This is a genomic window from Desulforhopalus sp. IMCC35007 (assembly GCF_005116575.1).
Classification (GTDB): Bacteria; Desulfobacterota; Desulfobulbia; order Desulfobulbales; family Desulfocapsaceae; genus Desulforhopalus_A.
Genome location: NZ_SWCN01000016.1, coordinates 1 through 26196 on the forward strand (window position 1 = coordinate 1; position 26196 = coordinate 26196).

General features: G+C 46.0%; 22 protein-coding genes. 9 read left to right on the forward strand and 13 right to left on the reverse strand.

Annotated features, from left to right (window positions below):
- Positions 1-354: 354 nt before the first annotated feature.
- The 7 genes from FCL48_RS16160 to FCL48_RS16190 all read right to left on the reverse strand — a co-directional run bounded on the left by FCL48_RS16160 (position 355) and on the right by FCL48_RS16190 (position 9298).
- Positions 355-1836 (reverse strand): SLC13 family permease, encoded by a 1482-nt coding sequence (locus FCL48_RS16160; RefSeq protein ID WP_136873496.1) that lies wholly within the window; start codon positions 1834-1836, stop codon positions 355-357.
- Between the two features lie 16 nt (positions 1837-1852).
- Entirely contained in the window at positions 1853-2395 is a 543-nt protein-coding gene (locus FCL48_RS16165) for a CBS domain-containing protein (protein ID WP_136873497.1), read from the reverse strand.
- Between the two features lie 67 nt (positions 2396-2462).
- Positions 2463-2903 (reverse strand): response regulator, encoded by a 441-nt coding sequence (locus FCL48_RS16170; RefSeq protein WP_136873499.1) that lies wholly within the window; start codon positions 2901-2903, stop codon positions 2463-2465.
- 136 nt (positions 2904-3039) lie between these two features.
- Positions 3040-4881, reverse strand: coding sequence for an ATP-binding protein (locus FCL48_RS16175; RefSeq protein ID WP_136873500.1), 1842 nt, complete (start codon positions 4879-4881; stop codon positions 3040-3042).
- Positions 4882-5071: 190 nt separating this feature from the next.
- On the reverse strand, positions 5072-6421 hold the full coding sequence (locus FCL48_RS16180; RefSeq protein WP_136873502.1) for a sigma-54 dependent transcriptional regulator: 1350 nt from the start codon (positions 6419-6421) through the stop codon (positions 5072-5074).
- A 174-nt stretch (positions 6422-6595) separates the two neighbouring features.
- Positions 6596-7888 (reverse strand): sodium:proton antiporter NhaD, encoded by a 1293-nt coding sequence (nhaD, locus tag FCL48_RS16185; protein WP_136873504.1) that lies wholly within the window; start codon positions 7886-7888, stop codon positions 6596-6598.
- 765 nt (positions 7889-8653) lie between these two features.
- Positions 8654-9298, reverse strand: coding sequence for a DUF599 domain-containing protein (locus tag FCL48_RS16190; RefSeq protein ID WP_136873506.1), 645 nt, complete (start codon positions 9296-9298; stop codon positions 8654-8656).
- 527 nt (positions 9299-9825) lie between these two features.
- Between FCL48_RS16190 and mgtE the strand changes: the two genes are divergently transcribed.
- Entirely contained in the window at positions 9826-11190 is a 1365-nt protein-coding gene (mgtE, locus tag FCL48_RS16195; protein ID WP_136873508.1) for a magnesium transporter, read from the forward strand.
- A gap of 57 nt (positions 11191-11247) precedes the next feature.
- Here mgtE and FCL48_RS16200 read toward each other — a convergent pair whose 3' ends face one another.
- A complete protein-coding gene (locus FCL48_RS16200) occupies positions 11248-12786 on the reverse strand; it encodes a bifunctional GNAT family N-acetyltransferase/carbon-nitrogen hydrolase family protein (protein WP_136873510.1) in 1539 nt (512 codons plus the stop codon).
- 403 nt (positions 12787-13189) lie between these two features.
- Between FCL48_RS16200 and FCL48_RS16205 the strand changes: the two genes are divergently transcribed.
- The 7 genes from FCL48_RS16205 to FCL48_RS16235 all read left to right on the forward strand — a co-directional run bounded on the left by FCL48_RS16205 (position 13190) and on the right by FCL48_RS16235 (position 20143).
- On the forward strand, positions 13190-13390 hold the full coding sequence (locus FCL48_RS16205; RefSeq protein WP_136873512.1) for a cold-shock protein: 201 nt from the start codon (positions 13190-13192) through the stop codon (positions 13388-13390).
- Positions 13391-13822: 432 nt separating this feature from the next.
- Entirely contained in the window at positions 13823-14656 is an 834-nt protein-coding gene (locus tag FCL48_RS16210) for a class I SAM-dependent methyltransferase family protein (RefSeq protein ID WP_169309250.1), read from the forward strand.
- A 127-nt stretch (positions 14657-14783) separates the two neighbouring features.
- The gene (locus FCL48_RS16215) at positions 14784-16361 is read left to right on the forward strand and encodes an MBL fold metallo-hydrolase RNA specificity domain-containing protein (RefSeq protein WP_136873516.1); all 1578 of its coding nucleotides are present in this window, start codon (positions 14784-14786) and stop codon (positions 16359-16361) included.
- 198 nt (positions 16362-16559) lie between these two features.
- Positions 16560-17126 (forward strand): DOMON-like domain-containing protein, encoded by a 567-nt coding sequence (locus FCL48_RS16220; protein WP_136873518.1) that lies wholly within the window; start codon positions 16560-16562, stop codon positions 17124-17126.
- A 49-nt stretch (positions 17127-17175) separates the two neighbouring features.
- Positions 17176-17523, forward strand: a complete 348-nt coding sequence (locus FCL48_RS16225; RefSeq protein ID WP_136873520.1) for a DsrE family protein — start codon at positions 17176-17178, stop codon at positions 17521-17523.
- A 118-nt stretch (positions 17524-17641) separates the two neighbouring features.
- Positions 17642-18295 carry a lactate utilization protein gene (locus FCL48_RS16230; RefSeq protein ID WP_136873522.1) on the forward strand — a complete coding sequence of 218 codons (654 nt, stop codon included), beginning with the start codon at positions 17642-17644 and terminating at the stop codon, positions 18293-18295.
- Entirely contained in the window at positions 18296-20143 is a 1848-nt protein-coding gene (locus FCL48_RS16235) for a U32 family peptidase (RefSeq protein ID WP_136873524.1), read from the forward strand.
- Positions 20144-20616: 473 nt separating this feature from the next.
- Here the strand turns inward: FCL48_RS16235 and FCL48_RS16240 are convergent, their stop codons facing one another.
- The gene (locus tag FCL48_RS16240) at positions 20617-21279 is read right to left on the reverse strand and encodes a CAAX prenyl protease-related protein (RefSeq protein ID WP_136873526.1); all 663 of its coding nucleotides are present in this window, start codon (positions 21277-21279) and stop codon (positions 20617-20619) included.
- Positions 21280-21692: 413 nt separating this feature from the next.
- On the opposite strand from FCL48_RS16240, the gene FCL48_RS16245 reads away from it, so the two are divergent.
- On the forward strand, positions 21693-22331 hold the full coding sequence (locus FCL48_RS16245; RefSeq protein ID WP_136873528.1) for a bifunctional 2-polyprenyl-6-hydroxyphenol methylase/3-demethylubiquinol 3-O-methyltransferase UbiG: 639 nt from the start codon (positions 21693-21695) through the stop codon (positions 22329-22331).
- 253 nt (positions 22332-22584) lie between these two features.
- On the opposite strand, the gene FCL48_RS16250 is transcribed toward FCL48_RS16245, so the two are convergent.
- The 4 genes from FCL48_RS16250 to FCL48_RS16265 form a co-directional block, all read right to left on the reverse strand.
- Positions 22585-23172, reverse strand: a complete 588-nt coding sequence (locus tag FCL48_RS16250; RefSeq protein WP_136873530.1) for a DUF2062 domain-containing protein — start codon at positions 23170-23172, stop codon at positions 22585-22587.
- Positions 23173-23351: 179 nt separating this feature from the next.
- A complete protein-coding gene (locus tag FCL48_RS16255) occupies positions 23352-24836 on the reverse strand; it encodes a glycosyltransferase family 39 protein (protein WP_169309251.1) in 1485 nt (494 codons plus the stop codon).
- Positions 24814-25476, reverse strand: coding sequence for a lipid-A-disaccharide synthase N-terminal domain-containing protein (locus FCL48_RS16260; protein WP_136873534.1), 663 nt, complete (start codon positions 25474-25476; stop codon positions 24814-24816). Before FCL48_RS16260 ends, FCL48_RS16255 begins: the two co-directional genes overlap by 23 nt.
- Positions 25473-26189 (reverse strand): glycosyltransferase family 2 protein, encoded by a 717-nt coding sequence (locus FCL48_RS16265; RefSeq protein WP_136873536.1) that lies wholly within the window; start codon positions 26187-26189, stop codon positions 25473-25475. The genes FCL48_RS16260 and FCL48_RS16265 overlap by 4 nt, the downstream gene beginning before the upstream one ends.
- Positions 26190-26196: the final 7 nt, after the last annotated feature.

Consider the following 26196-nt stretch of genomic DNA (forward strand, 5'->3'; position numbering starts at 1 on the left):
AAGTGTGCGTATAAGCTTAATACGTACACGCAAAAAAGGCAAGAAAAAAGCACGGTTTTTCAACTAAACCGTGCTCGTAGGGTTGTTTCTTGGGCTTAAAGTGTGCGCTTTATACGATTTTCAGGTGAATTACAGACTCAAAATACCTTGGGCGATACATCGTAGGATTGGAGTGAGGATAACGGGATTTTTGGCAGTTCCGCTTTACAACCCGATAATACAAGAAGAAAAGAGAGGATTCATTTATCTGCTTCAGTGGTGAGCTCAGTCCAGTGAATAGTACTCTGATCAATAGAACATCAGCAGGCGTGCCAAACAGGCTCGTGTACTACTGATGTTCTCCCTGCAGAAGAATTACTTTGCCAGCAGAATAGGCATCCCCATGATCGGCCAGATAACCGTGACCATCACCCATACCACAAACATCAGTACAATACTTGCCAGAACACCATAACGGAAAAATTCGCCGGCGGTGAATTGTTTCGAGCCGTAGGCGATGGCGTTGGGTGCGGCTCCGATCAACAAAAAGAAAGGCATTCCTGCAGTTGCCAGAGCTGAGAAGAAAATAACGTCACCAGCAACACCAAGATATGGCGCGACAACCAGGGCCACCGGCAGGGAAATAGCGATCGCCGCCACGTTCATGATAAAATTGGTCATGACCATAACAAAAAAGGCTATGCTCAGAATGAACAAAATTGCCGGTGCCTCTTTAAAGAGCCCCAGCCAGTTAACCGCCAGCCACTCGGCGGCATGGGTCTGCCAGAGACAGAAACCGATAGACATCGCCCCACCGAAGAGCAGGATGATATTCCATGGGATATCTTCAAGATCCTCGACCTTCAGGATGTTGAATACAAAGAACAACAGGGTTGAAGACAAAAGGATTGCGGTTTTGTCAATCGTCTTCAGGGCCGGGACAAAGTTTTTTGCGGCGATCAGTACGATGACAGAGAGAACGATTACCAGGGTCATTATTTCGTTTCTGCTCCAGTTACCCAGTTCAGTATACATCAGTTGGGCGCGTTCTTTGAGTCCTGGGATTACTGCTTTTTCCGGCTTGAAAAAAACCATCATCATTGCCCATAACAAACCAACCATAATCCAGCCTAACGGGAACAAATAGTAGGTGAGTTGGAAAAAACTGATTTCAACGCCGGTCATCTCCTTAAAAAAGGCGATACCCACAGCAGCGCGGGCAGAACCCAGCAGGGTGATGATGCTGCCGGCACCGGCCACATAGGCCATACCGATAAAAAGACCTTTACCGAACTTGGTCGGCTTGTCGTCCTCGGAGTAGAGGGCGTTAATCGCCATCAAAAGCGGAAACATGGTGGCGGCCACCGCAGTATGGGCCATCAGGTGGGTCAGGGCGACGGTCATGACGAAACAACCGAGATAGATCATGCTGGTCCGCTCTCCGACAACCGACAGCATTTTATAGGCCATCCTTTTCGTCAGTCCACTCTTGGTAAATACCAGACCAATAACGATTGAACCAAAGATAAAAAGGACCGAGGGATCCATAAAATCCTTGAAGGCAACCTCTGGCTTTCGGATTAAAAACATGGCTTGTATTACCCCAATGGCAATTCCGGTAACACCAATAGGCAGAACCTCAAAAATCCACCAGGTGGCGGCAAGGGCAAAGAGCGCCAGTGCCCCCTTACCCTGCAGGGACAAGGTGAAATGCTTGCCCATCGGATCGATAGCATCCGGCCACGGAGGCGAATAATAAACGATACTGAACAAAGCTATTCCAAGAAAGAGAAAGAATACCCTCTTCCAGTCAAACGGGGTTGTCACTTCCACTGCTGCGCTTAATGTTGATGACATAGTATCTGTCCTTCCTTCACAATTTATGATTTATTGATAAAAGCGTGTCACCGATGGCGTAAAAGATCTCGGCTAACTTGACAACTCCGCAAAGCACACCCTGTTCTTCAACCGGGAGAACGGTTTCTTCCCCCATTACCATGACCGACATGGCCTGGATCAGGTCGAAGGATACGGGCAGTACTCTGATGTCTTTTTCTATTACCGAGGAGATGCTGGCCTCGAGGTGATTGACTCCTTCTCTGATCAGAACTCCGTTCAGCAGGGTTGACAGGTCGCTGTACTGCAGGGTCCTCCCCTCAAAGGGTTTAATGCCGGCTGGATCGAGAAGGGTAGCAAAAAGCACCTTTAAAATACCCTGTTGGGTGACCCGGCCAACAAGTCTGTCCTGGTCGTTTACTACCATCAATTCATTGAAACCACAGGGCGCGGAACTGCCGATAGGACAGAACGACCGCAGTTGCTGGATCGCCTCCCGGACCGTGCTACTCTCCTTTAAACAGGGAAACCCTGTCAAAGGAATCATGATGTCTCGAATAGTTTGTTGTTCATTCTTCATGGGTTGTCTCCTTCTGCTCAATCGCTCTATTTCACAATTTTGGTTGACGGCTGCAATGCTCTTGTCTCTACCAGGCCTTGGTTTGCAGAATCTGTTCGATCTCTTTGACACTCTTTTTTTCCAGGATATGCGTCCGTTTATCCTTGGCCTCACTGATTTTATTAACCAGCTCAACAATGCTGACCGGTTTCTGCAAGAAGTCTTCGGCTCCTGCCTTCATCGCCTCAATGCTGGTTCTGATGGAGCCCTCCCCCGTGAGTATGATAATTTCAGCATCCGGCTGCCTGGCTTTAATCCGTTTCAAGGTTTCCAGACCGTCTATGCCGGGCATAGACAAGTCGAGAACGACGAGATCAAACGCCTGTTTATCGGCTATGGCCACCGCATCTTCTCCTCTTGTCACTGTGCTGACCTGCATCCCACGCACTTCGAGTCTTTTTGCCAGTGCCGCCAAAAACAACTCTTCGTCATCAACCAGCAGCACCTTCGCCTTTAAAATTTCCGCCATTTTAGAATCCTTTTTCAGTAGAGCAGATGTTAGAGGTACGTGTATTGACAACGCACCTTGATGGTTACAATCATTAAAATTTTCGGGGTTACGCCAGCCGGTATTTGTAAGCTCTGAACGTGTCTACCCTGGTCATTTAACACTGGTATATCGGTACGGTGAAAGTGAAGACACTTCCCTTTCCCGGGCTGGATTCAACCCAGATTGTGCCGCCATGCGCACGAACTATTTCCTTTGAGATAGCCAGGCCAAGTCCTGTCCTCCCGCCTTCCTGTTTGTTGACCTGAACAAATTTTTGAAATATTCGAGTCTGATGTTCAAGCGGTATGCCTATACCATCATCCTCGACGGAAATGTGGATATTAGCCCCCACTCTTTTGGCGGTAAGCCGTATGTAGCTCCCCTGATCGACATACCTGAGGGCGTTTGACACAAGATTCGAGAGAACCCAGACTATCTTGCTGGCGTCCGCCCGAACAGATGGCAGATTTTCCGTATCGTCAATATGCAAATGGATATGCTTCATACTGACCTGGCCTTTAAAAGTATGGCGTGCATGTTCAAACAGCGCACCAACCGGGATACTTTCAAATTCCAGATCAGTTCTGCCCGCCTCAATTTTTGACAGATCCAGCAGGTCGTGGACCATTGTTTTCATGCGATGAACCTCGTCATGGGCGGCTTTAAGAAGCTCTTTTTCTTTGTCAGGGAGAAATTGAACAGCATGTTCGAGAAGAAGATCAATTCCCATCCCCAGGCTGGTAAGAGGGGTGCGCAACTCATGTGAGGCAGCCATGACGAATTCGTTTTTAAGCCTCTCGACCTCGCGTAACTGGGTAATGTCTTTTAGCAACAGAACGACTCCAGAGAGTTTTTCAGGACTTTGCCCAATGGCCGTTACCGAAAAGAGGTAATGACGAGTACTCTCATCCAATTGAAAGGTGGTTATCCTGAGATCCTCTGGAATATCGGGTGGTTTTCCGGCTGTTATTGTTTCTGCGATTATTTCACAGATGTTTTGTTCAGAAAGAATCTGTTCACAGTACAGAACATCCTTCTCGTTGAAATCTATGTTGAGGATGCGGCGACCGGCCGGATTGATACCAGTCACTTTATGTTCCGTATCAAAGACGATCATGCCGTCCTCGATACTGGCAAGGATCGCATCAGCCTTATTTTTCTCAGCAATGATTCGATGAACGTTCATTACGTGATACTGTCGGAGCTGAGCGGTCATCCGGTTAAATTCCACAGCAAGGTGTCCCAGTTCATCCGTTGTTTGGACGGAAAGCTGAATCGAATATTCACCGGCAGTTATTTTCTTGGCCGCATCCACAAAGCGTCGCAATGGAAGTACCAGCTTTTCGGCAAAAACAAGGCTGAAAATGAGGGCGATAATTGAGGCAGTTGAGGCGACTGCCAGTGTTGACCAGATCGCGCGTCGAGATATTTTTCCCGCTTTTTCACTGACCGTGTACATGGTCTTTTCATTCATGTTTCTTAGCTTCATACAGGTTGCCCTGACCTGGCTGAATACCGGAAAAATGACCCTGTTATAGGTTTCAAGGGTCAAGGGGTATATCGGACTATGCTGATCCTGCCCACCGCTTAGGAGCACAAACTGCCTGCGGTAGTCGCTGTAAAGTTTTTCGATTTCAATGACAACTTCCGACTCCCCCTGGACGGTGATACTTTTTTTTGCCCGTTCAAGACCTTCCAGAAAAAGCTGTTCATTGTCGCGGTACTGAGCAATACCTTTGTTCATGTCCCCCAAAAACATGAGCAGTATGCCACTGTCCTGTTTTGCCAGGGCATCTTGCATATTTTCAACAGCAAGGATACTTCGATAGTAATCATGTAAAATAGCGTCTGTCGTTTGCCCCAGGGACCATAAATTCAGGATCGCCCAGGTAACAACAAGACCCATCAGGGTTAAAGCCACCCCATAGCCTACTAATATTTTCTTTTTTAAATTCATCGCACCATCCTTTGTCCTGTCAATGACGGCGTTTCAGCCGACATAAGCGAAATAGCAAATATTATGCCATCTCCTGGTTGTACGAAAATAGCTGATATTCATAAAAATCAGCCTTTTGAGGATTGAATAATGAAAGGTCGGTGGGAAAGATCCTTGAAAAATGCAAGGCATGCTGCATGCGGAAACCGGTTCAGATTCCGTATGTTTTCCTTCTTCGCCATAAAGTGGCCTGATCTATACCAAGAATATCGGCTGCTTCCTGGATTGAAGCGGTTTTTTTCAAGACTTTTTTGATATGGAGTTCTTCAATAGTCGATAAGGGTAAAAGATCACCAAGTACAGGGGAATTGGTAGATGGAACAACCTTTTCCGGCAGATCATCGGCGGTTATCAGGTGACCGCTTCCTAGAATCACCGCCCGTTCGATAGCATTTCGAAGCTCTCTTACATTGCCAGGCCATGAATGATCCAGCAGTGCTCGTTCAGCGCTTTCATCAAAACCGGTAATGTTCTTGTGGTTGGCAAGACTAAAAAAAGCGCAGAAGTCCTGGGCTATGGCCATGATATCTTCCTGCCTCTTTCTCAGAGGCGGGACGTTTACACTGATAACATTTATCCGGTAAAACAGGTCTTCGCGAAACAACCCTTCAGCTACCCGTTGTTCCAGGTTGACATTGGTGGCGGTAACGATCCTCACATTAGCTTTTCGGGACAGTGATTCACCGAGACGCTCATATTCCTTATCCTGGATAAAGCGCAGTAATTTTGCTTGAATAGGCAGGGCCATATCACCAATTTCATCCAAAAACAGGGTGCCGCCCTCACATGCAGCAATGCGTCCCGGACTCTCTTTCACTGCCCCGGTAAATGACCCCTTGGCGTGGCCAAACAATTCACTTTCGAGAAGTTCATTGGGGACCGCAGGACATGAGACTATCATCATCGGTTTCTTCGCTCTTGGACTCGAATTATGAATGGTCTTGGCGAAGATGGATTTTCCGGTGCCGCTTTCACCCCGCAGCAGGATAATCGCTTCAGAGAGAGCTGCTTTTCGAAGCATCTCAAGTATTCGGAACATTTCTGGATTTTTGCTCTGTAACAATGCTTCGGGCGCAAACCTCCGGCTGTCTTCTTTCAGAACAGTTATCTCATTTTCGAGATCCCGGATATGGCCCAGTGTCCGCACCAGAAGCTTAACCTGGGCACTGGTAAAGGGCTTTTCAATGTAATCGGATGCACCACGCCGCATCGCCTGGACAGCGCTCTCAATTGTCGCATTTGCGGTGATGACGACAATTTTCAACCAGGGTAATTCGGTTAACAGCGGCGGGATAAGATCCATCCCGTTTTCTCCGTCGAGCCTGAGGTCAATGAAGGCTATATCGAAAGAGCATCTTCTTGCCTCTTTGAGGGCTTCCTGGGAGTTGGCGACGGCAACAACCGTATGGCCCTCGGTTTCGAGGCAATACGAGAGAGTTTTGCGGATATTTTTCTCATCATCAACAACCAGTATATTGAGAACTCCCTGTGTATATGTCATTGATCCGCTACAAGTTGAGAAAGAAATGAGACGCGCTGAGACTGGCCGATACACACTTACATTTACAAGATATCTTTACCACCTCTGGACATTAGCATATTTATTTTTTCTGCTCTACTCATTCTCACAAGACGATAATCTGTCGAGAACCTGCTTTGCCCTTGCTGGTTGTCTCTAACCGGCCGCATGCAGCATCTTGTATTGCAATATATATATTACAATTCCGGAAAAATAACCCAGAGCTGCGAGTCCACCGATTTTTTTCGCATACCAGATAAAATGGATTTTTTCCAAGCCCATGGCGGCAACCCCCGCAGCAGAGCCAATGATGAGGATGGAGCCACCGGTTCCGGCACAGTACGCCATGAACTCCCAGAGAAAACTGTCGGTGGGATAGGTCTGCATGCTATACATACCCATTGAAGCAGCGACTAAGGGGACGTTATCGACAATCGCGCTGGCGAGACCTATGAGGGTGACGATGATACCCATACTGCCAACAGTATTATTAAGCCACAGTGCGACAGCTGCGAGAATATGACTGTGTTCCAGGGTGGCAACCGCCAGCAGAATCCCGACGAAGAAGATTATGCAGCTCATATCGATGCGTTTTAATGCGGCGACGAGCGTGAGATGCTCTTTGAATTCGTCGAGTTTATTGCGATGCAGTATCTCGCCGACCAGCCAAAGAACGCCAAGGCCGAACAGTATTCCCAAAAAAGGCGGCAAATGGGTTATAGACTTGAAAATCGGCACGGCAACAAGGGTACCGATTCCCATGCAAAACATAAAATTCTGTTCAAACAGAGTCGTCTGGATTTTTTTGCCGTTACCGTTCTTTTTCGGTTCTATGACCATCTTTCCACGCAGGACATAAGACATCAGGGCTAAGGGGACAATAAGACAGGCAATTGATGGCAGGAAGACTCCCTGCATGATATTCAGCGTGGTAATCTGACCGCCGATCCACAGCATGGTTGTTGTTACATCACCGATCGGCGTCCACGCACCACCGGCATTGGCGGCAATAACGATGATGCCGGCGAAGAATAAACGATCATCGTGCGGATCAATCAGTTTTTTCATGAGCGAAATCATGACGATAGTGGTGGTTAGATTATCAAGAATCGAACTGAGGAAAAAGCTGACAAAACCGACCAGCCAGAGCAGTGTTGTAAGTTTTTTTGTCTTGATGCGGGAGGTAATGACATAAAAACCGTTGTGGGCATCAACAACCTCAACGATAGTCATGGCGCCCATAAGAAAGAAAACAATCTGGGCAGTAGCTGCCACCGATTCATTGAGATTTTCCGAAATGAGATGATGATCACCTCCCATCAGCGCGTAAACTGTCCACAGCAGTCCGGCAGCAATGAGTGCCGAAGCTGATTTGTTAACCTTGAGCGGATGCTCAAGAGCTATGGACGCATAGGCAATCACAAAGACAATGACCAGGATAGTAAGCATGTCTACTCCTTTTAAAACATAATTTTGAATCTCTTAAACGATCACCCAAAAATGCCGGAATTATTTGCCGTTAAATGTATTTTTGCTAAAAATCAGGTCTATATCTTCCAAGCTGCCGGTTATGCTACACCAGCCGACACAGCTTCTTGAGCAAATCTTATGCCACTCTGTATCGTTTTGATATCAATGATATTTATAAAATGGCAGCCCTTTGAGGATTGAAAATTGAAAGGCCGGAGGAAAGGGATCTTGAAAAATGCAAGGTTAGCTATGCTGAAAACACTTCCGTTACCGTAGGTTTCTCCCAAGTGATAACGATGACAATGCAATGACACGATCAATTCGATTGTTCTGTGACGGATTGCGCATTGAAAAATAGGACAACGACAAGGGAGATCCCCTTCATGGAGCAGACTCCTTATAACAACAGGAAACAAGAAAAAAGGTCAATACAGGTCTGGTCGACTTTTGCATCATGGGGTAAATTTTTAATAACCAAATAATGCACCGCTGCGACCGGTGCCCACCATAGGAGCTGTTTCATTTCCGGACTATAGCGAAACTGACGATACCTTTGATTTCTTTCATACATCAAGCCCTCACAGTGCTGCTTCTGGTGGTTATATACATTAGTAATTCGCGCCTGGCCGCTTGGTTTTTAGGCGGTATTCATTTGTTTTTCTCTATCAACAGAGCGCAGAGTATCCGACTAGATTCTACTTTCCGGAGCCAGTAAGCCCGCCCATTTTTCACGATATAGCGGAGTTACGCCTCCTGGTCCAGTCGATATAAAGTGATGACCATAGCAATGCTGCCACACAGCATCCAGATTGGTCCAAACATCCAGAGCGCCATTGGTATCGACAGGTAGAATCCCCGCATGCCGATAGTATAATGCAATGCTCCGTGATTGATGATTTGGGTTATCGCTTTATCTGAGACGGTGGAATCATTTTGTGCATAGGTATTGATCATGAATCCTGTGTGGTTGTAGTAGCGTATGGAAAGAGTAAAATTAAAAAAAGCATAAAAAAACAGTATCCCAAGCAACATCAGTTTGAACATCCACAGAGATTCGGTTTTGGTGCCAAAAAAATTAAGAAAATGGGAAACCTCCTGAAAGGTTCCCGGCCGAAATGCGGCGCCGAATGCTCCAAGACTGATGATGATGGATGTTGAGGCCAGAAAGGTCGCAGCCATCATCTGATTCCGGATGGTCTGCACCGCCAGGATATCACGTCTGTCTTTTCTGATTTCCTCAACCCAGATTTTACGTGCATGATTGGTGATGCCAATTGAAGTAGACAGTGGATGACGTCTGACTCTTAGGTACAGGTAGATGTGGTAGACAATAACTAAAAGTGCGCCTGAACCGGCAAGTATCCATTCCTGCCATGAAATGAGAAACATGATTTTTTACGTACTCCTTTAAATTGTTAATTTTATGGTCTGCAGGGGTTATCTGTTTGTTCAACTGCAAGGGCGTTTGCGTGTTTTTTTGATTGTATCTGGTTTTCACCTCTTTCTGCTGTGGAGCTGAGAGAAGAACAAGATTGTGTGGTGTTTTTCTGCAAGCCGGGCAAAAGTGTTGTCCCTGTTTTGTTTTTTTATCAGGGTATCGACAGCACAGCGACTCTATCTCATAGATCAAAGAATTGTAACACGCAGGTTTATCCTTATTTAATTCTCAAGTCAAATAATGGATCTTGAAGTGAAGGGAGGAGAGAAGTACTATTCACCCTTAGCTGATAGATTGTTAAAAAGTCAGTTATATTCTGTTGTAGGTTTTGTAAAGGTTTACGATGCTTTGTATGTCGGTTGTATGACCAGAATACTATGGCCCTGGTATCTTCCTGGGCCTGTCTGCTTCTCTACCTGACTCTTTTCCTGACCATACAGATATTTTAAGTACACTTTAATCTTTTTCTGAGGCAGATATGGACGCCAACACCTCTTCATGGGAAGTACTGAGCAATTTAATCAAAGCTGGTAACAGCCTTGAATTGACTGAATATCTCGACAGCATGACGCCTCCGGAAACGGCCCGTGCTATCTCACGTCTTACCTCTGAAGAGCAGCTTCGATTGCTCTCGATGCTCAGCCCGGAGGATGCTGCCGATATAATAGAAGACATTCCAGAGGCCCACGCAGTTGAGCTTGTAGAGGAGATGAACTCCAGTCAGGCTGCCGCGATCATGGAAGAACTTGACAGCGATTTTCTGGTTGATGTTCTCAGCGAAATAGACGAGGAAGCCAGTCAGGCCATTCTGAGGAAGATGGGGCATGAAGATGCCACTGAGGCACGCATGTTGCTGGAATATCCCTCTGAAAGTGCCGGGGGCTTGATGATTTCTGAGTTCCTCGCCTATCAGGCTGACGCTACCGTTCAGAATGTACTGGACGACCTTCATGCCAACCGTGAAGAATATAGTGACTATCATGTGCAATACTTTTATGTGACGGACCCCGATGATCGCCTGCTCGGTGTTCTGCGCATGCACGATATACTGTTTCCCAAGCGCAACACCCGTCTGTCCGAGCTGATGATTCCGGGGCCACTGACGGTACGGGATCAGGCCACATTAAAAGAGTTGCGGATCTTTTTTGAAGAACATAACTTTCTGGGGGTTCCGGTACTAGATAACAAAGAGCGGCTGGTGGGGGTGGTCCTCGCCAGTGCTGTTGAAGAGCAGGTATCTAAACAGACAACCCGTACCTTTCTGCGTCTCAGTGGTATCATCGGCGGAGAGGAATTCAGGACCATGGGACTGCTGTCGCGATCCGGCAGACGCTTGTCCTGGTTGAGTATGAATATTGTGCTTAATATCATCGCGGCAAGCGTAATTGCCATGTATCAGGACACCTTGGCTGCGGCTATCACTCTTGCAGTTTTTCTGCCGATGGTCAGTGATATGAGTGGTTGTTCGGGAAATCAAGCTGTGGCAGTATCCATGCGGGAGCTCTCTCTTGGGCTGGTGCGGCCCAATGAGTTGTTCTGGGTCCTTGCCAAAGAGATACGGGTTGGTTTGATCAACGGGTTGGTGCTCGGTGTGATGCTTGGAGGGGTTGCCTATCTCTGGCAGGGAAATCCCTGGCTTGGTGCAGTGGTAGGCGGCGCGCTTGCAGCAAATACCATTGTTTCAGTCTGTCTTGGCGGGGTGTTGCCGCTTATTTTAAAGCGATTCAAACTGGATCCGGCTCTGGTTTCAAGTCCATTACTGACGACCGTAACTGATATGTGCGGTTTCTTTTTTGTACTCAGCTTTGCTGCAGCAGTGTTGCCAAAACTGATCGGCAGCTGAAAATATAATGAAAAATACAGCGGACTGGCCAGGTGGCCAGCCCGCTGAGTAGAGGTCTTATTTGTTGCCTTTCCAGCGGAGCTCGTAAAGATCATTTCTACGGCTCTTGGCATTACGCACACTTCCCTTCTGTCGCAATTCTTTTATCAGATCAAGATCAAGGTCGTTGATGAGTGTTGTCTCAATTCCAGGTGTTGCCTCAGAGGCTATTGCATCGTGGGGAAACGAGAAATCCGATGGGGTGAAAACCGCAGCTTGCGAATACTGGATTCCCATGGTCTCTACTTTAGGAATATTGCCGACGCTTCCGGATATGGCGACGAAGCACTCATTTTCAATGGCGCGCGCCTGAGCGCAGCGGCGGACCCTGAGGTATCCCGTCTTGGTATCTGTCCAGAAGGGGACAAACAGCATCTTCATGCCTTTTTCTGCCTGAATTCGGGCCAGTTCAGGAAATTCGACATCATAGCAGATTAAAATTCCAATCTTACCGACATCGGTATCGAAAACTTTGAGATCATGGCCACCGCTAAAGCCCCAATGGCTATCTTCGTCGGGGGTAATATGAAGCTTTGATTGATAATCCCAGGTTCCGTCACGTCTGCAAAGATAGCTGACATTATAGAGGTTACCGTCGTCACGCAGTTCAGGTACACTGCCGGTAATAATGTTGATATTGTAGCTCAAGGCCATTTCAATCATCGCCAGACGCAGATTCTCGGTATGAGAGGCGAGCATGCGCATGGCTTCCATCGGATTGTTGCCTTCATAGGTATGGATAAGTGGCGCATTGAATAGTTCGGGAAAAAGCACGATATCAGCTTTGTAATCGCTGACGGTATCGACAAAAAATTCGACCTGTTGCAGAAAGTCTTCAAAGGAGTCAAACCGACGCATCTGCCACTGGACGACACCAATTCGGGCAATAGACTGGGTGCGGCCGATCAGTTTTGTTCTTTTCCTGTAATAAATATTAATCCACTCAAGCAATACGGCATTTCCGCGGGAATGATGGTCATCAGGCCAGTAGTCATCAAGAATGTTGAGCACATGAAAGTCATTGGACATCTGGAAGGTGAGTACAGGATCATAAATCTCCCGTTGTTTTACCTTGATGATATACTCTTCGGGTGATATCTCCTCGGAATACTTGTGATATCCTGGAATACGTCCACCAATGAGGATACCCTTGAGATTGAGGTTCTTCGCCAGTTCCTTGCGAGTATCATAGAGTCTTCGTCCAAGACGCATGCCCTGATATTCGGGGTCAACAATAACCTCAATGCCGTAAAGGTAGTCACCTTCGGGATCATGGGTGGTGTAGTTGCCATCTGCAGTTATCTGTGAGTAAGAGTGACTGTCGCCAAAAAGGCTATAATCAATAGTAAGAGAAAAGGCGACCGCAACCGGTTTTCCATGGTCTTCAATACATACCTGACCTTCCGGAAAAGTTTCGATCAAAAGTCGAAAAGTCTTTTCTGGCCACTGAAGGTTTGCAACACTCTTGTAGACCCGCAGACTCATGTCACGGACTGTTTCGTAGTCATCAAGGGTGAGATTTCTAACTTGTAATTTGTGTTCGATTTCAGTTGTCATTGTAACCTTGACCTCAAGGTAAAATTAATAGGACATATAAAAAATATTCGCGATGCAGCACTATACAGTTGGGTGATCCAGGGGCTGCATTCTAACAAATGCTAATACAATTAAGATGTGTCATTTGTCTATAGAAATGAGTGGTGTTTTATAAGTATTTATACACATCATTTCTATGAGGGAGGATAAGATTGAGACTATTTTATAGCATATATGACCATCGATTACAAAAAAATCTTCGATGCTAGCTGTAACACTGGAATTCTAACTCTTCCTCTAGAACTATGGATCTGAATGTCAGTTTTTCATTGAAATTTATGGCCCTAGAGGTATAACGAAAAAACGGAGTGACTTTTCCCGGGAAGGTCATAGAGATGCACTTTTGTACCAGAGGAGTTACATAATGGCAGAAGGAACGGTGAAATGGTTTAACAATTCAAAAGGATTTGGTTTTATTGAGCAGGATGGTGGAAAAGACGTATTTGTACACCATTCATCCATACAGATGGAGGGATTTAAGTCCCTTGAAGAAGGTATGAGGGTTACCTTCGATCTGGTCGAAGGGCAGAAAGGTCCAGCCGCCGAGAATGTGAAAAAGATATAACCAGAATTACACTGTAACAGGCTTTATTGCAGGGCGGGCTAACGCTCGCAGCCAAAGAACTCTCATCTTCATGTAGTAGAGGGGATACGGTACTTAAAGCGTCGTGAGTGGTCTACAAGACATATCTTACGACGCTTTTTTTATTTAACCACTACATTCCATAGGTCTGGTCCGTTTAGGATCGATGAAGACCAAGCTGTCAGGGGGGGTGAATCTACTGCAACCCTTTGCTCGCTCATTTTGTTGGGATCAGAATCGCCCCCAGGGTGGCAAAAAAATACGGTGAAAGTTTCTATGGTGATTATCTTGTGTGCCTTGATATCCCAACCGTCACTAATGGGTAAGATCCTGGAATAGTATCGCATTTTAAAATGGCTGTCGTTCATTCATAAAATATCCGGCCTAATGGCATCCCTTAGATCTTCTGCAAATATGACCAGTAAACTTAAAGATCTCCTGTCATCCGTTCTGAGCGCAGGCGAGCTTGATCTCCTTGTCTCCAGCTATGATGTGGTGGGTGATATTGCTGTAATCATTGTCCCGGAAGAGTTGCAGGCAAGAGAGCGTCTTATTGCTGATACGCTGCTTACCAACAATACAAAGGTGAATGTCGTGGCAAAGCGGGCAGGAAATTACGACGGGGAATTTCGAACTATTGCTCTGGAAATCCTTGCAGGCGAACATCGCACGGAAACTCTGGTAACTGAATTTGGGGTTCGTTTACACCTTGATGTCGAAAAAACCTATTTCAGTGTGAGAAGTGGTAATGAACGAAGGCGGATCGCCTCTCTTGTGAAGGCAAAAGAGAAGGTGCTTGTCATGTTTTCAGGGGTTGGTCCTTATCCACTATTGATTGCCAGGCACAGTGAAGCCGCATGGGTTGTGGGGGTGGAAAAAAATCCTCTCGCCCATGAATATGCTTTAACTAATGTGAAACTCAATAAGAAAATAAATAATGTACGCTTATATTTAGAAGATGCGGGTAACCTTCCCTTTTTTATTGCTGAGCGCTTTGATCGCATTGCCATGCCTCTACCGACAATGGCAGGAGAATTTTTACCGGTGGCACTTACAATGTTGGAAAAGGATGGTGGCTGGATTCATTATTATGCTATGGCCGAGACCGGTCGTTTTGAGGATGCTGTATCCGAGATGACAAGGGCCTGTGATGATGCGGGGAGAACTCTGCTGGAGGCCCGGGTGATACGTTGTGGGCACTGTGGCCCCAAAACCTATAGGATCTGCGTTGATGCCCGGATTATTTAAGAAATGAAGCGGCATTCTCCCGGCCATTGCGGTTGAGATTTACCCTCCTGTTTGTTATGTACAACAGGAGTTATGCGGTGCCTTCCGGCACGTTTGAAGCAAATGAGATTCTTTTGAAGGAGTAGATATGCACGTATCATTTTATGGGGCAACCCGTGAGGTTACCGGGTCATTTCACACTGTCACAACGGATCATGATAATATTCTTCTGGATTGCGGGCTTTTTCAGGGCAGAAGAAGAGAGACGGAAATCAAAAACCGGGCATTACCTGTTGATCCGAGAATCCTTACCAATATGGTTCTTTCTCACGCCCATATCGATCACTCCGGCCGTATTCCTGTACTCTGTAAAAGTGGGTTCAATGGCCATATTTACTGCACCAGAGCCACCGCTGCGGCCTGTGAATATCTCCTCAAAGATTCGGCAAAGATTCAGGAAGGCGATGCGTCTTATCTGAATTATAAGACAGCCAAGGCGTTTCTCGGCAAACTGAAAACCGGAGGTGGTGATAGTAAAGTGACCCCGGCCGAAGCGGAAGAGATCAGATCGATGTTGAAATCTGGAGATTATGACCTTCGGGATGAAGTGATCAACAAGCTGCTGCACAAAGAAAACCTAAAGACCGTAGAACCTCTCTATACGATCGAAGAAGCAGAAGAATCCCTGGACTATTTCCGTGGTATTCCATTTAAAGAGACGATTACCATCGGACAAAACCTGACCTGCACATTTTATGTGGCAGGCCATATTCTGGGCTCTGCCATGTCTGTGTTAAAATACACAGGACCAGGCGGGAGCAAAACGGTGCTCTATTCAGGAGACCTGGGGCGTTTTAATAAACCCATTATAAACGATCCGACGCTGGAGTTTTTAGAAGAGCATCGGGACATTGATCTCATGATCATGGAAAGCACCTACGGCAACAGGTTGCACGAGCCGGTCGTGAATATGAAACCCCTGCTGAAACAGGTAATCCTGGAGACTTACGATAGAGGTGGATCAATAATTATACCCGCTTTTGCCTATGGCCGTACCCAGGAACTTATTTATTTCCTACATGAACTGTATCTTGAAGGTGATGTCCCTCTCATGCCTGTCTGGGTGGATAGTCCTCTGGCAACCAATATTACCCATGTCTTTGGAGAGCATCCGGAAACCTACGATGAAGAAACCCATCAGGTTTTTTTACGTAATGGGCTCAATCCCTTTAAATTCGCACATTTGAAGTTTGTCCAAAGTGTTGAAGAGTCAATGGCCTTAAACCGCGATACCACACCCCATATTGTTCTTGCCGGGTCGGGGATGTGTGAGGGTGGCCGTGTATTGCACCATCTGCGGCATAAAATTCATGACCCGCGTAATACGGTGCTCTTGGTAGGTTACATGGGGCAGAACACCTTTGGCCGGCAGCTTCAGGATAAGGGCGAGGCCTATGCCGCCAGAGGCCGCCAAGGAGTACCACCGTCTGTTCGCTTTTATAATAAGGATTACCCCCTCAATGCCCATGTTATCATCCTTGGCGGTTTTTCGGCCCATGGAGACAGAGACGAAATGACAAGGGTGGTAAAAGAGTCTAATCTGAATATTAAAAAAATAGCGCTGGTTCACGGGGAAGAGGAACAGACCTTCGCCTTTCAGGATCATCTCAAGAGCAATGGGTTTGATGTCGTTGTTCCGCTTCACGGTCAGAGTATCGTTGTGTAGATCTCACAGGCCATGCCTTTACGGGTGTGTTTTTTATGATAGTGAGAAGACATTTATATTGATGCCGTGGTAAGAGTCGTTTGAGCCGTGAGATGGTTTGCTTTACGGCTCTGAAATCTATGAAGTTGCCCTGAGGATGGAAACAATTATCCATGAGAGGTATGAAGGATACATGAGGGATATCAGGAGAAGTTACCGATGAAAAGGACGTTACGGCCACATAAAGGCAATGAGGTTGATGCTGTTGAAGGTATTGAGTATGAAGTGCGACGAAAAGATGGCTGTATTTCCGTTGAGTATGACCTCTATGGCGCACTCGAATATCTTGCTATACCGGCTACCACTGCACGTGAAGACAAGAGATGTAACGAATTATGGCTCCATACCTGTTTTGAAATATTTTTAAAAGAGCTCGGTGACCATAGCTCAAGTTATCTTGAATGTAATTTTTCCCCTGCAGGGACTTGGAATGTATACAGGTTTTCTTCCTACAGAAAAGAGATGGAACCGGCAGAACTTGTCCGTGCCCCTGAGATAACAGTTGTAAAAACGGGGAAAATCTTTTCTCTGAAAGCAGAAATTGAGACAGCGGGTCTTATTTCTGAAGCCGCCGCCATTGACGCTGGAGTGAGCTGTGTTGTGGAAAGCTTGGAAGGAAAACTGGGCTACTGGGCTTTATCCCACCCTGGTGAGGCCGCCGATTTTCATGATCCGAGATCTTTTGAAATACGTTTGAGTGCAGAAGACGCACACCAAATTCACTAAATGGGATTGAACGTTGAGTGACAATAAAAAATTACCGAAGGAGAAGACAATGAAAAAAGTCGCAATGCTTGCCTATAATGGAGAGCTGATGTGTTTTGCCCATGTGCTGCTCTATGCACTCGATTTTGATAAAAAAGGTTATGAGGTCAAGGTTGTAATTGAAGGTTCGGCCACAAAACTCATCACCGAGTTGGCAAAACCGGATGCGCCTTTTGCCAATATTTATAAGCTGGTTAAAGAAAAGGGGCTACTGACCTGTATCTGTAAGGCCTGCTCCCAGAAAATGGGTACCTTTGATGAGGCTGAAAGACAGGGCCTGACTATCGTTGGTGATATGCAGGGCCATCCCTCTATCGATCAGTTTGTAGCCGATGGTTATGAGATAATTTCATTTTAATTCCCCACAGATTCATTGCCTGGAAAACAAGCAATGAATCTGTATGTGCCTGTCCTGGCTCAATTAACGTTTGCCGGGCTTTTAGTTTATAAAAAAAATATTTAAAGAGGTAGAGTGAGTGGACAACCCAAGTGAAAATTTCTGGAAGCTGCGTCTTGAACAGATGAAGGCGCAGTTGAATTCAAATAATTTTGAAGCGTTTGTCGTCAAAGATAAAGCAGAAGCGGCACAGCTCATCATACATGAGATTTTTCCGGCCTGTAAAGCCAAGAGTGTTTCCTACGGCGGCTCCATGACGCTGAAAGCAACAGGAGTCTTAGAAGCCATTGCAGCAGTTGATGGCGTTGAAATGATTATTCCTGATGATCCAAAGCTTTCCATGGAGGAGAAACTCGAGAGAAGACGGCAGGGATTACTCGTGGATTTTTACCTGACTGGAACCAATGCCCTTACAGAAGACGGCCATCTGGTTAATCTGGACATGATCGGTAACCGGGTGGCAGCGCTCACCTTTGGGCCCAAAAAAGTGGTAGTCCTTATCGGCCGCAACAAGATTGTTCCAGACCTGGAGTCGGCCATGTACCGCATCAAGGATTATGCCGCACCCACCAACGCTATGCGTCTTGACTGTAAGACCCCTTGCGCAAAAACCTCGGAGTGTGCTGACTGTAAGAGCCCCGGCAGAATCTGTAATTCCTGGGCAATCACCGAAAAATCCTTTCCTAAAAATCGTATTACAGTCATCTTGATTGACGAAGAGCTTGGTTTGTAGATGAAGAGTGCAGTTCGGAAAATAGAGCTTCTTGCCCCTGCAAAGAACCTCTCCTGCGGTATCGCGGCGATCAATCACGGCGCGGATGCGGTCTACATCGGCGGTCCGGGCTTTAGTGCCAGGGCCGCTGCAGCAAACAGCATCGAAGATATCGCCCAACTTGTGCGCCATGCTCATCTTTTCGGGGCCAAGGTGTATGTGGCGCTCAACACAATTTTTACTGACTCTGAACTGGCTAGTGCGGTGACGCTCTGTCACAGCTTATACAACGCGGGTGTCGATGCCCTGATTATTCAGGACACCGGTCTTCTTCAGTCGGACCTGACACCTATCCCGCTGCATTCCTCCACCCAGATGAATAACCGGACTCCGGAGAGGGTGCGATTCTGGGAAGATGTGGGATTTGAACAGGTGGTGCTCGCCCGGGAGCTGAGTCTTGAGCAGATACGCAAGATTCGGGAAAAAAGTTCTGTGATACTTGAGTTTTTTGTCCATGGGGCGCTCTGTGTTTCTTACAGTGGCCAGTGCTATATCAGTGAAGTGATGGCTGGGCGCAGTGCCAATAGAGGTGAATGTGCTCAGTTCTGTCGGCATAAATTTGATCTGAAAGACCATACCGGGAACATCCTCGCAAAAGACAGTTATCTCCTGAGCCTGAAAGATCTTGATCTCTCTTCTCATCTGGAGGCACTCATCGATGCGGGGATAGGTTCCCTGAAGATTGAAGGTCGCCTAAAAGATGAAAATTATGTAAAAAATGTAACCGCCCATTATCGGAGAACTCTCGATCTAATTCTCGGCAAGCGGTCTGATCTTGTCGCTGCCGCATCGGGCAGATGCAACTTTGATTTTGTCCCTGATCCCTTGAAATCTTTTAACCGGGGGCAGACGGATTATTTTATCCAGGACCAAAGAAATGTAGTCGGAGATCCGAGAAGTCCAAAATCTAAAGGCCAATATCTCGGACGTGTCTTGCGGGTGGATAAAAGCTCCTTTACCGTTGATACCGTGCACAATATCGCAAATGGTGACGGTCTCTGTTTTTATGGCGGAAAAAACGACCTTGTGGGTATACGGGTAAATAGAGCTGACGGCAACACTCTCTATCCCAAGGATGAGGTGGCCCGTCTTGGCCTCAGGGTCGGGATGGAGCTGTATAGAAACTCAGACAGTGCCTTTAATAAACAGTTGAATCGCAGTGAGCAGTGCAGAACAATTTCTCTTGATGTCATCGTCTCTGATATTGATGGGGGGCTGTTGTTGACCGCCTGGGATAGCGATGGTGTAAGATCTGAAACGCGGTTGGAAGTTGCTGGACAGCGGGCAAAAAATCCCGGAACCATCGGGCAGGTTGCCGAGAAACAGCTGAAAAAGTCTGGAGGCACTGTCTTTACGGTAAATAATGTTGAGGTCAATTTGCCTTCTGAGCTGTTTTTTGCAAGTGCTGTCTTCAACGACCTCCGCAGGAAGGCCTTTGACAACCATCAGCAACTGCGCATCGCCCATTTTAGAAGCAAGCCTGCTCCACCACGAAAAGATACGGGAATCTGGCCGGTAGATCATGTTGATTATCTCGACAATATTCGGAATACAAAAGCCCTGGAGTTTTACCAAAAACATGGAGTGACAGAGACTTCCTCTGCGTTGGTTGCAGCAGCAGAGTTAAAGGATGCAACACTCATGACGACAAAGTACTGTATCAAGGCCCAGCTCGGGAGATGTCCGAAAATAAAAGGAAGCCTCAGAGACATGGACAGACCTCTTCTCCTGGCGGATAATACCGGAGAGTATGCCCTGGATTTTGACTGTAAAAAATGTGAAATGCAGCTTCGGCTGAAAAAACCCTGAATGTAATTCCTCAAGCCCTGAGGATGTCTGTCAGCGTCACGAAAAGCCTGAGGAACAGGAACCACCAGAAAGCGCTCCTGAAGGAATGCTTGAGGATACGGTTTGAAAGTTATCTTTTTGGTCGGGTACTACTCTTTTGATGGCAGTGGAGTTGCATTTGATGCAATACACCCCTGATATATCTGAAGAGACGAGGATTTTGTCAAAAACTACGTCGCAGTCTGCACAACATAACTTGAGGATTGGCATACCTTGGGGCTCCATCAGAGAAAATTATGACAATGAAAACCCACTATAATGCATTCGTGGCAGAAAAGGGAAGCGGATTAATACGTTACAGCCTGGTTTCTTGTTTTTCAGGGAATCAAGCTGTCTTGCAGTGATCATAGCCCTTTGGCTTGGGGGCGTCAGGCTGTTTTAATGTGGTCTTTTCTTTTGCAGATCCGAGGTTGTTAAAACAGCGAACTCATTATTTACCAGAGCTCCCATGTTTCAAAGTAGAGGACATAGATTCCTAAAAGTAGATTGCTTGTTGCATGGGCCACAACACAGTTCCATAAATCTTTTTTCCAGTACAGCAGGAGATTTATGAGCATGCAATAGATTGCCGCAGCAAACCATTCCGGATGGGCCAGGGTAAACAGCAGGGTGATCCAGAGAAAAGATGCGGGTGTAAATTGACCGATGGGCTGTTTTTCCCAGTCAGGATTGATAATCCATCGCATAAGAAAGCCACGCCAGAAAACCTCCTCGATTACAGGAACAAGTACGGCAAGACCAAGCATTCGCATGGTGATAAAAGTCCACTGAGCTGATCGACCGTCAATGGCGGTAAAGGGATTGAATGCTGCGCGGGATTCCGGCTGGAGCCATTCGGGCAGAAAACCTGCCAGCACTTGCTCAAGTTGCAGTGCGGAAACCCCAATCCATAATGCAATGCCCACCACACCTGCAATAAGGCCTGGTCCAACATTGAGGTGGATGCGGATGATATTTTTATTTCGCAGTAAGATAAATGTGGCTATTGCCGTTATCGCAACAGCGGCCGGGTATAGCACTGAATAGTATTGCGGTACCTGGAGAAGGAGCTGGCTGAAAATGAGGTAGAGGGCAAACGGTGCAATGTAAGTAAGCATTGAGGTATCCCTGGAATTGCCTGCTGATTTATGGGGGTTAGTCCGTCGTTGCAGGAAAGTAATAGAACCGATATCACTCACTTTTTACCCACTTAGAGGTAAAAGTCAAATGTTTAGTGGCATCTGGAAAAGACGTGTATTTGTGTAACTATGTGCCTTACCTGTTGTCTGTAGATAATAGAGTTTAACTATTTTGTGCAGCTGATACCCTGGAATGGAAAGTACTATCCTGCACCGGTAGTATTTTGAATGAAGCAACATTTCGTTTATATTTTCATTTTTAAAATGAACCAAGACTACACAACCTGATTCATCCAGGATTATTTTTTCCTTCCCTGCGGGCTGGTTGTAGCGTTACCTTAACCGCAGTCTGACTTTATCAGATACACAATTTTCCAATATTTAGGCTTTCAATGACAATTTTGAAAACAGAGAAGACAATTCAGGCATACAATAAAAATGCCACAAAATATAAAGAAAAATTCAATGATTTTTCACCATACAAGAAAAAAATCATAGAGTTCCAAGATCAATTCATACCAAAAGGTGCAAGGATATTAGATTTGGGATGTGGTCCTGGAAACAACATTACAACCATCAAATCCCTCGATGATTCATGCCAATTTACTGGTATAGATCTTTCTGAGGGTCTTCTAGCCATTGCAAAGAAGATTCACCCTTCATGTGAGTTCATTAATCAGAATATTTGTGATCTAAGTGCGAAGGGCCTTGAACTGTACGAAGCGGTTATTGCATCCTTTTGTATCGTTCATTTGGACAATGAAGAAACTGTAAATGTTCTGAAATTCATATCCGAAAGTCTTGTGCAAGGTGGCTCTCTTTATTTAAGTTTCATGGAAGGCACAGTATCCGGTTTTGAAACAACATCTTTTTCAACAGAGGAGATTTACTTCAATTACTATCAGCTTGATTATGTATTGGGACTATTGAAGGAAAATGATTTGATTCCAAAGATGATAAGCAAGGAAGATTATTTAGAGCAGGATGGATCAATCACCTCGGATATTTTTATCTACGCACTGAAAGAATAATGGCTCAAAATTGTCGGGCACTCTTCAAGATAGTAACTGACGATCGTCGATGAATTGTTTCATAACGCAACTCTTTGCCGACCTTACTTATTTCCAAGCTAAGTCCAGATTTTCTTTAATATTTCCTTGAGGAAAGATGTTAGTCTTCATGCAAGACACCACTATCCGCATGTGGATTTTTAAAGCCGCAAATACTATCAAACGTAACTGCTGGCTGAAAGCCGTAAGGTGGGTCGACAGCGTAATCGTTGAACTACTTATCTGACTTTTTAGGGCTTGCTTTTGCTTTCGTTTTTCTTGGGTTCAACAGATGTTTTTCTGCACGTCTGGTCAGAAAAATGGAGAGGAGTTTACGGGTGAAGATAAAGACAAGTATTCCGCTGACCACACCCACTGCAATACTGCCAAGGATGAGGGGAATGAGGATCTCCCAGCCCATGTGCAGGATTGCCATGAATTGATCTTTTATATTCCAGAATTCCAGTTTGGCCATTGTTTTACCGATGTCAATGAACATTCCGGAGACTTCATGCAGTGGAGGTCCACTCCACATTTTCAAACCGATCCAGTAATTAAAAGTATAAATCGGAGCAACAGTGAGTGGGTTGGTGATCCAGACCGGGATCATTGATGCGGGGCGGTTCATATTAAACAGCGTGGCTGCAAACAATGCAAGGATCAGCTGGACACCAACCGTGGGTGTGAAGGCAATAAAAGTCCCGATGGCAAGTCCCCCAGCAATGGCCCGTGGAGAGCTGCGTAAACGTATCACCCAGCGCAAAACTGGACGCAGACGGATGAGAAGATTACGGTTTCTTTTTGGTGTGGGAAGGTCTTGCATCGGTGCTCTCAATGGTGGTGTACTTCAAGTTATCACTGTGGTCTTAAAAAATAATTTTGGATGCAGGTATCATCTGATCAGTATAGCAGTTCTGCAGCGCTCATGTAATAGTTGTGTGTACAACGAGCACATTATATTCATTCTAGGTTGAGAGTAAATCAATTGTCACAGGGGTACGGTTAAGGCTGAGAGAGAGGGATTGGCATTACGGCCAGTTTGACTGTTTCGGTTCTGCCGAATTTATATCTGTGTTCGAAGTATTTAATATCATGCTCTTTTACATTGACCGCATATTTTTCGCTGAGGAAAAGTGAAAGATTTTCCGGGATGGCAGGAGATTTGTCGGCCATCCAGATAACAATACCATTGTCATAACCCTGAGTCGCCGGCAGATTTTCAAACCGATATTCAGGTATCAGGGCGGGGCTTTGTGGAAATTGGAAATGCATGTTACCTGCAAGAAACCGGTTGTCAGAGATGATGAGGCCTGAGTCAAAGCCGTTTTGACGGATATCTTCAGCCATTGCTGAGAAAGGATAGTTCATCCGGCAGAACTCGTTGATATAGCTTGCCGCAGTAACGCGAAGCGTAAAGGCGATATAGACAGCCATTGCAGCAATGACAGTTACTGACAGAAAAGCTTTTGCGCGTCCTCGTGTTATTTTTTCAACGGGAACCCGTGAAAAAAAGAAGATCGGTACGGCAAAAAGCAGGGGTTGCAGCCATCTGTCTTTCACGTAAGTGACTTTAAACAGGAGTACGAATATAAGAAGGACGATGCAAAATAAAGCTATATATCGGCCAATGAATTTCTGCTGTAATGTCCGTTCTTCCCACCATTTTGCATCATATCCTGAGGGGAAGAGGATCAGGTAAAAGAACCAGAGAGGCGTGAGAAAAAGAAAGATAGCTCTGAGCATGCTCAGGCTTCCAGCCACGTAGTAGTTATCTATGGCTCTTTTAAATTTATTGGTGGCCGAAAAGACAATATCCTGGTTGTTGAGCATCCAGTAGAAATAGTTACCAGCGAGGGCGAAAATGACAATTACAGAGAAAATTAACTTCCAGTTGAAGATAATTTTCCTCCCCTCCGGCAGGCTTGCAAGGGTAAGCAGCAGGACGAGAAGGAACAGGCTGAAATTAGCTTTTGCCATAAAACCAACACCAATACAGAGGCCCCAGAATAAGTAATTGAGGCAGGACTGCCTGTTCATCAGCCGAACGGCCTGATACAGGCTTGCCGCAGCCGCCAATACCACAAGGGTAGTATGGGTCATGTCCCGCTGGGACTCCCAGGCGATCTGGGGAATCAGGAGCAGAGAACAGGTGGCGAGAATAGCGGCCCGGGTGTTTTTGAGAATAATTCGACTGCTGAGAAAGACAAAAACATAGGTCAGATAGAGGAGGAGATTCTTCATCAGGCTGACAGAAAAAACATTTTCGCCGAAGACCTGGAAAAGATAGTGCTGTACCCAGGTGTAGAGCGGTGGTTGTTCTGTGTAACCCGCAAGGAGCCACTGGCCAAGCAAGGCCTGCTCCGCTTCGTCATAATCGAGAGAGTCGGAGATTGTGACCCGAAGGAGTATGTGCAGACCGAAGTAGCAGGCAAGAATCAGAAGAAACTTTAGACCTTGAATACCATTATCTGTGTTGTTTGCTTGCATGGTCCTCATCCTGAATAGAATTTTTCTGTCTGAGGCCGATGATGATATTCCTGCTGTAGACAACAAGGCCAAAGACCTGGCCTGTAAAGAGCACCGGATCCCGTCTGACGATGGCATAGCTAAGGACCATAAGAGATCCGGTCAGACTGATGAGCCAAAATCCCATGGGCAGGATAGACTGTTTCCGTTTTTCACTGTAATACCACTGATAGACAAAACGAAAGGTAAAGACAACCTGGCCGATAACCCCCCAGACCATGAGTGTCCTGGAGATGTCGCTGTTGGTTAAAACCGTTTGAAAATTATGGGTTTGTCCCATAAGCAGAATGGTTGCCGCAAGTACAGGAAAAGTGTAGGCCAGAATTCGCACCAACCGGGGAATTTTATTCCAGAAGCCAAAATAGTAGAGGTTGCGGATATAAACACCATAGGTAATCACCTGGCCCATAATGATGGCAAGATCATTACGTAAGATGCCATAGACGATGAGCAGGAATGAGGCAAAGATACTGAGTTGCCAGAAAAGCAGAGGGGAGAGAATCTTTCCTGCTTTTTCCGAAGATATCCACTGGGTAAGCTGGCGTGCCGAGAAGAGGATTTGTGCTAAAAATCCAATGGCAAATATGACGTTTTGGTTCATGAAATCGAGTCGATAACGCTATAACGGATATAGCGATTGCGCATCCAGCGGAAGGCAAGTGTGTCAAAAAAAGGGCCGACAAGACGGTTCCAGAGATGGTATTTACTGGTTCCTGCCCGGCGGGGATAGTGAGAGATTGGCAGTTGTTTAACCTTACCTCCCTCCAGTTGAATGAGCGCGGGAATAAAACGGTGCATACCGTGAAAGAACGGAATCCTGAGCGCAAATTCTGTTTTCATGATTTTCAGCGGGCAGCAGGTGTCTTTGATGCCATCGTCTATCATGAGCCGTCTGTAACCATTGCCAAGTTTCGAAGAAATTCTTTTCACAAGACTGTCCTGCCGTTTTGCCCGAATACCGTTCACCATGTCAAATTCAGGAAAATAAGGGAAGTAGCTCATGAAATCGGCAGGATCTGTCTGTAGATCAGCATCGATATAACCAACAAGCGAGGTCGTACAGTGGTCGATGCCCGCTTTTACAGCACTACTCAAACCATAATTCCTGTCGAGACTGATAACCTGATAGTCGCTTGAAATCGAACATTTCTTACGTATAATATCCAGACTGCCATCTGATGAGCCATCATTGACGAAAAGCACTTTTGTGGCAAGTGGAGTTATCTTGAGAAATTTGTCCATTTCCGTAAAGAAGGATAAAAGGCTCTCTTCTTCATTGAAAACTGGCACAATAATGGTCAGGTCATCAGTCATATACGAA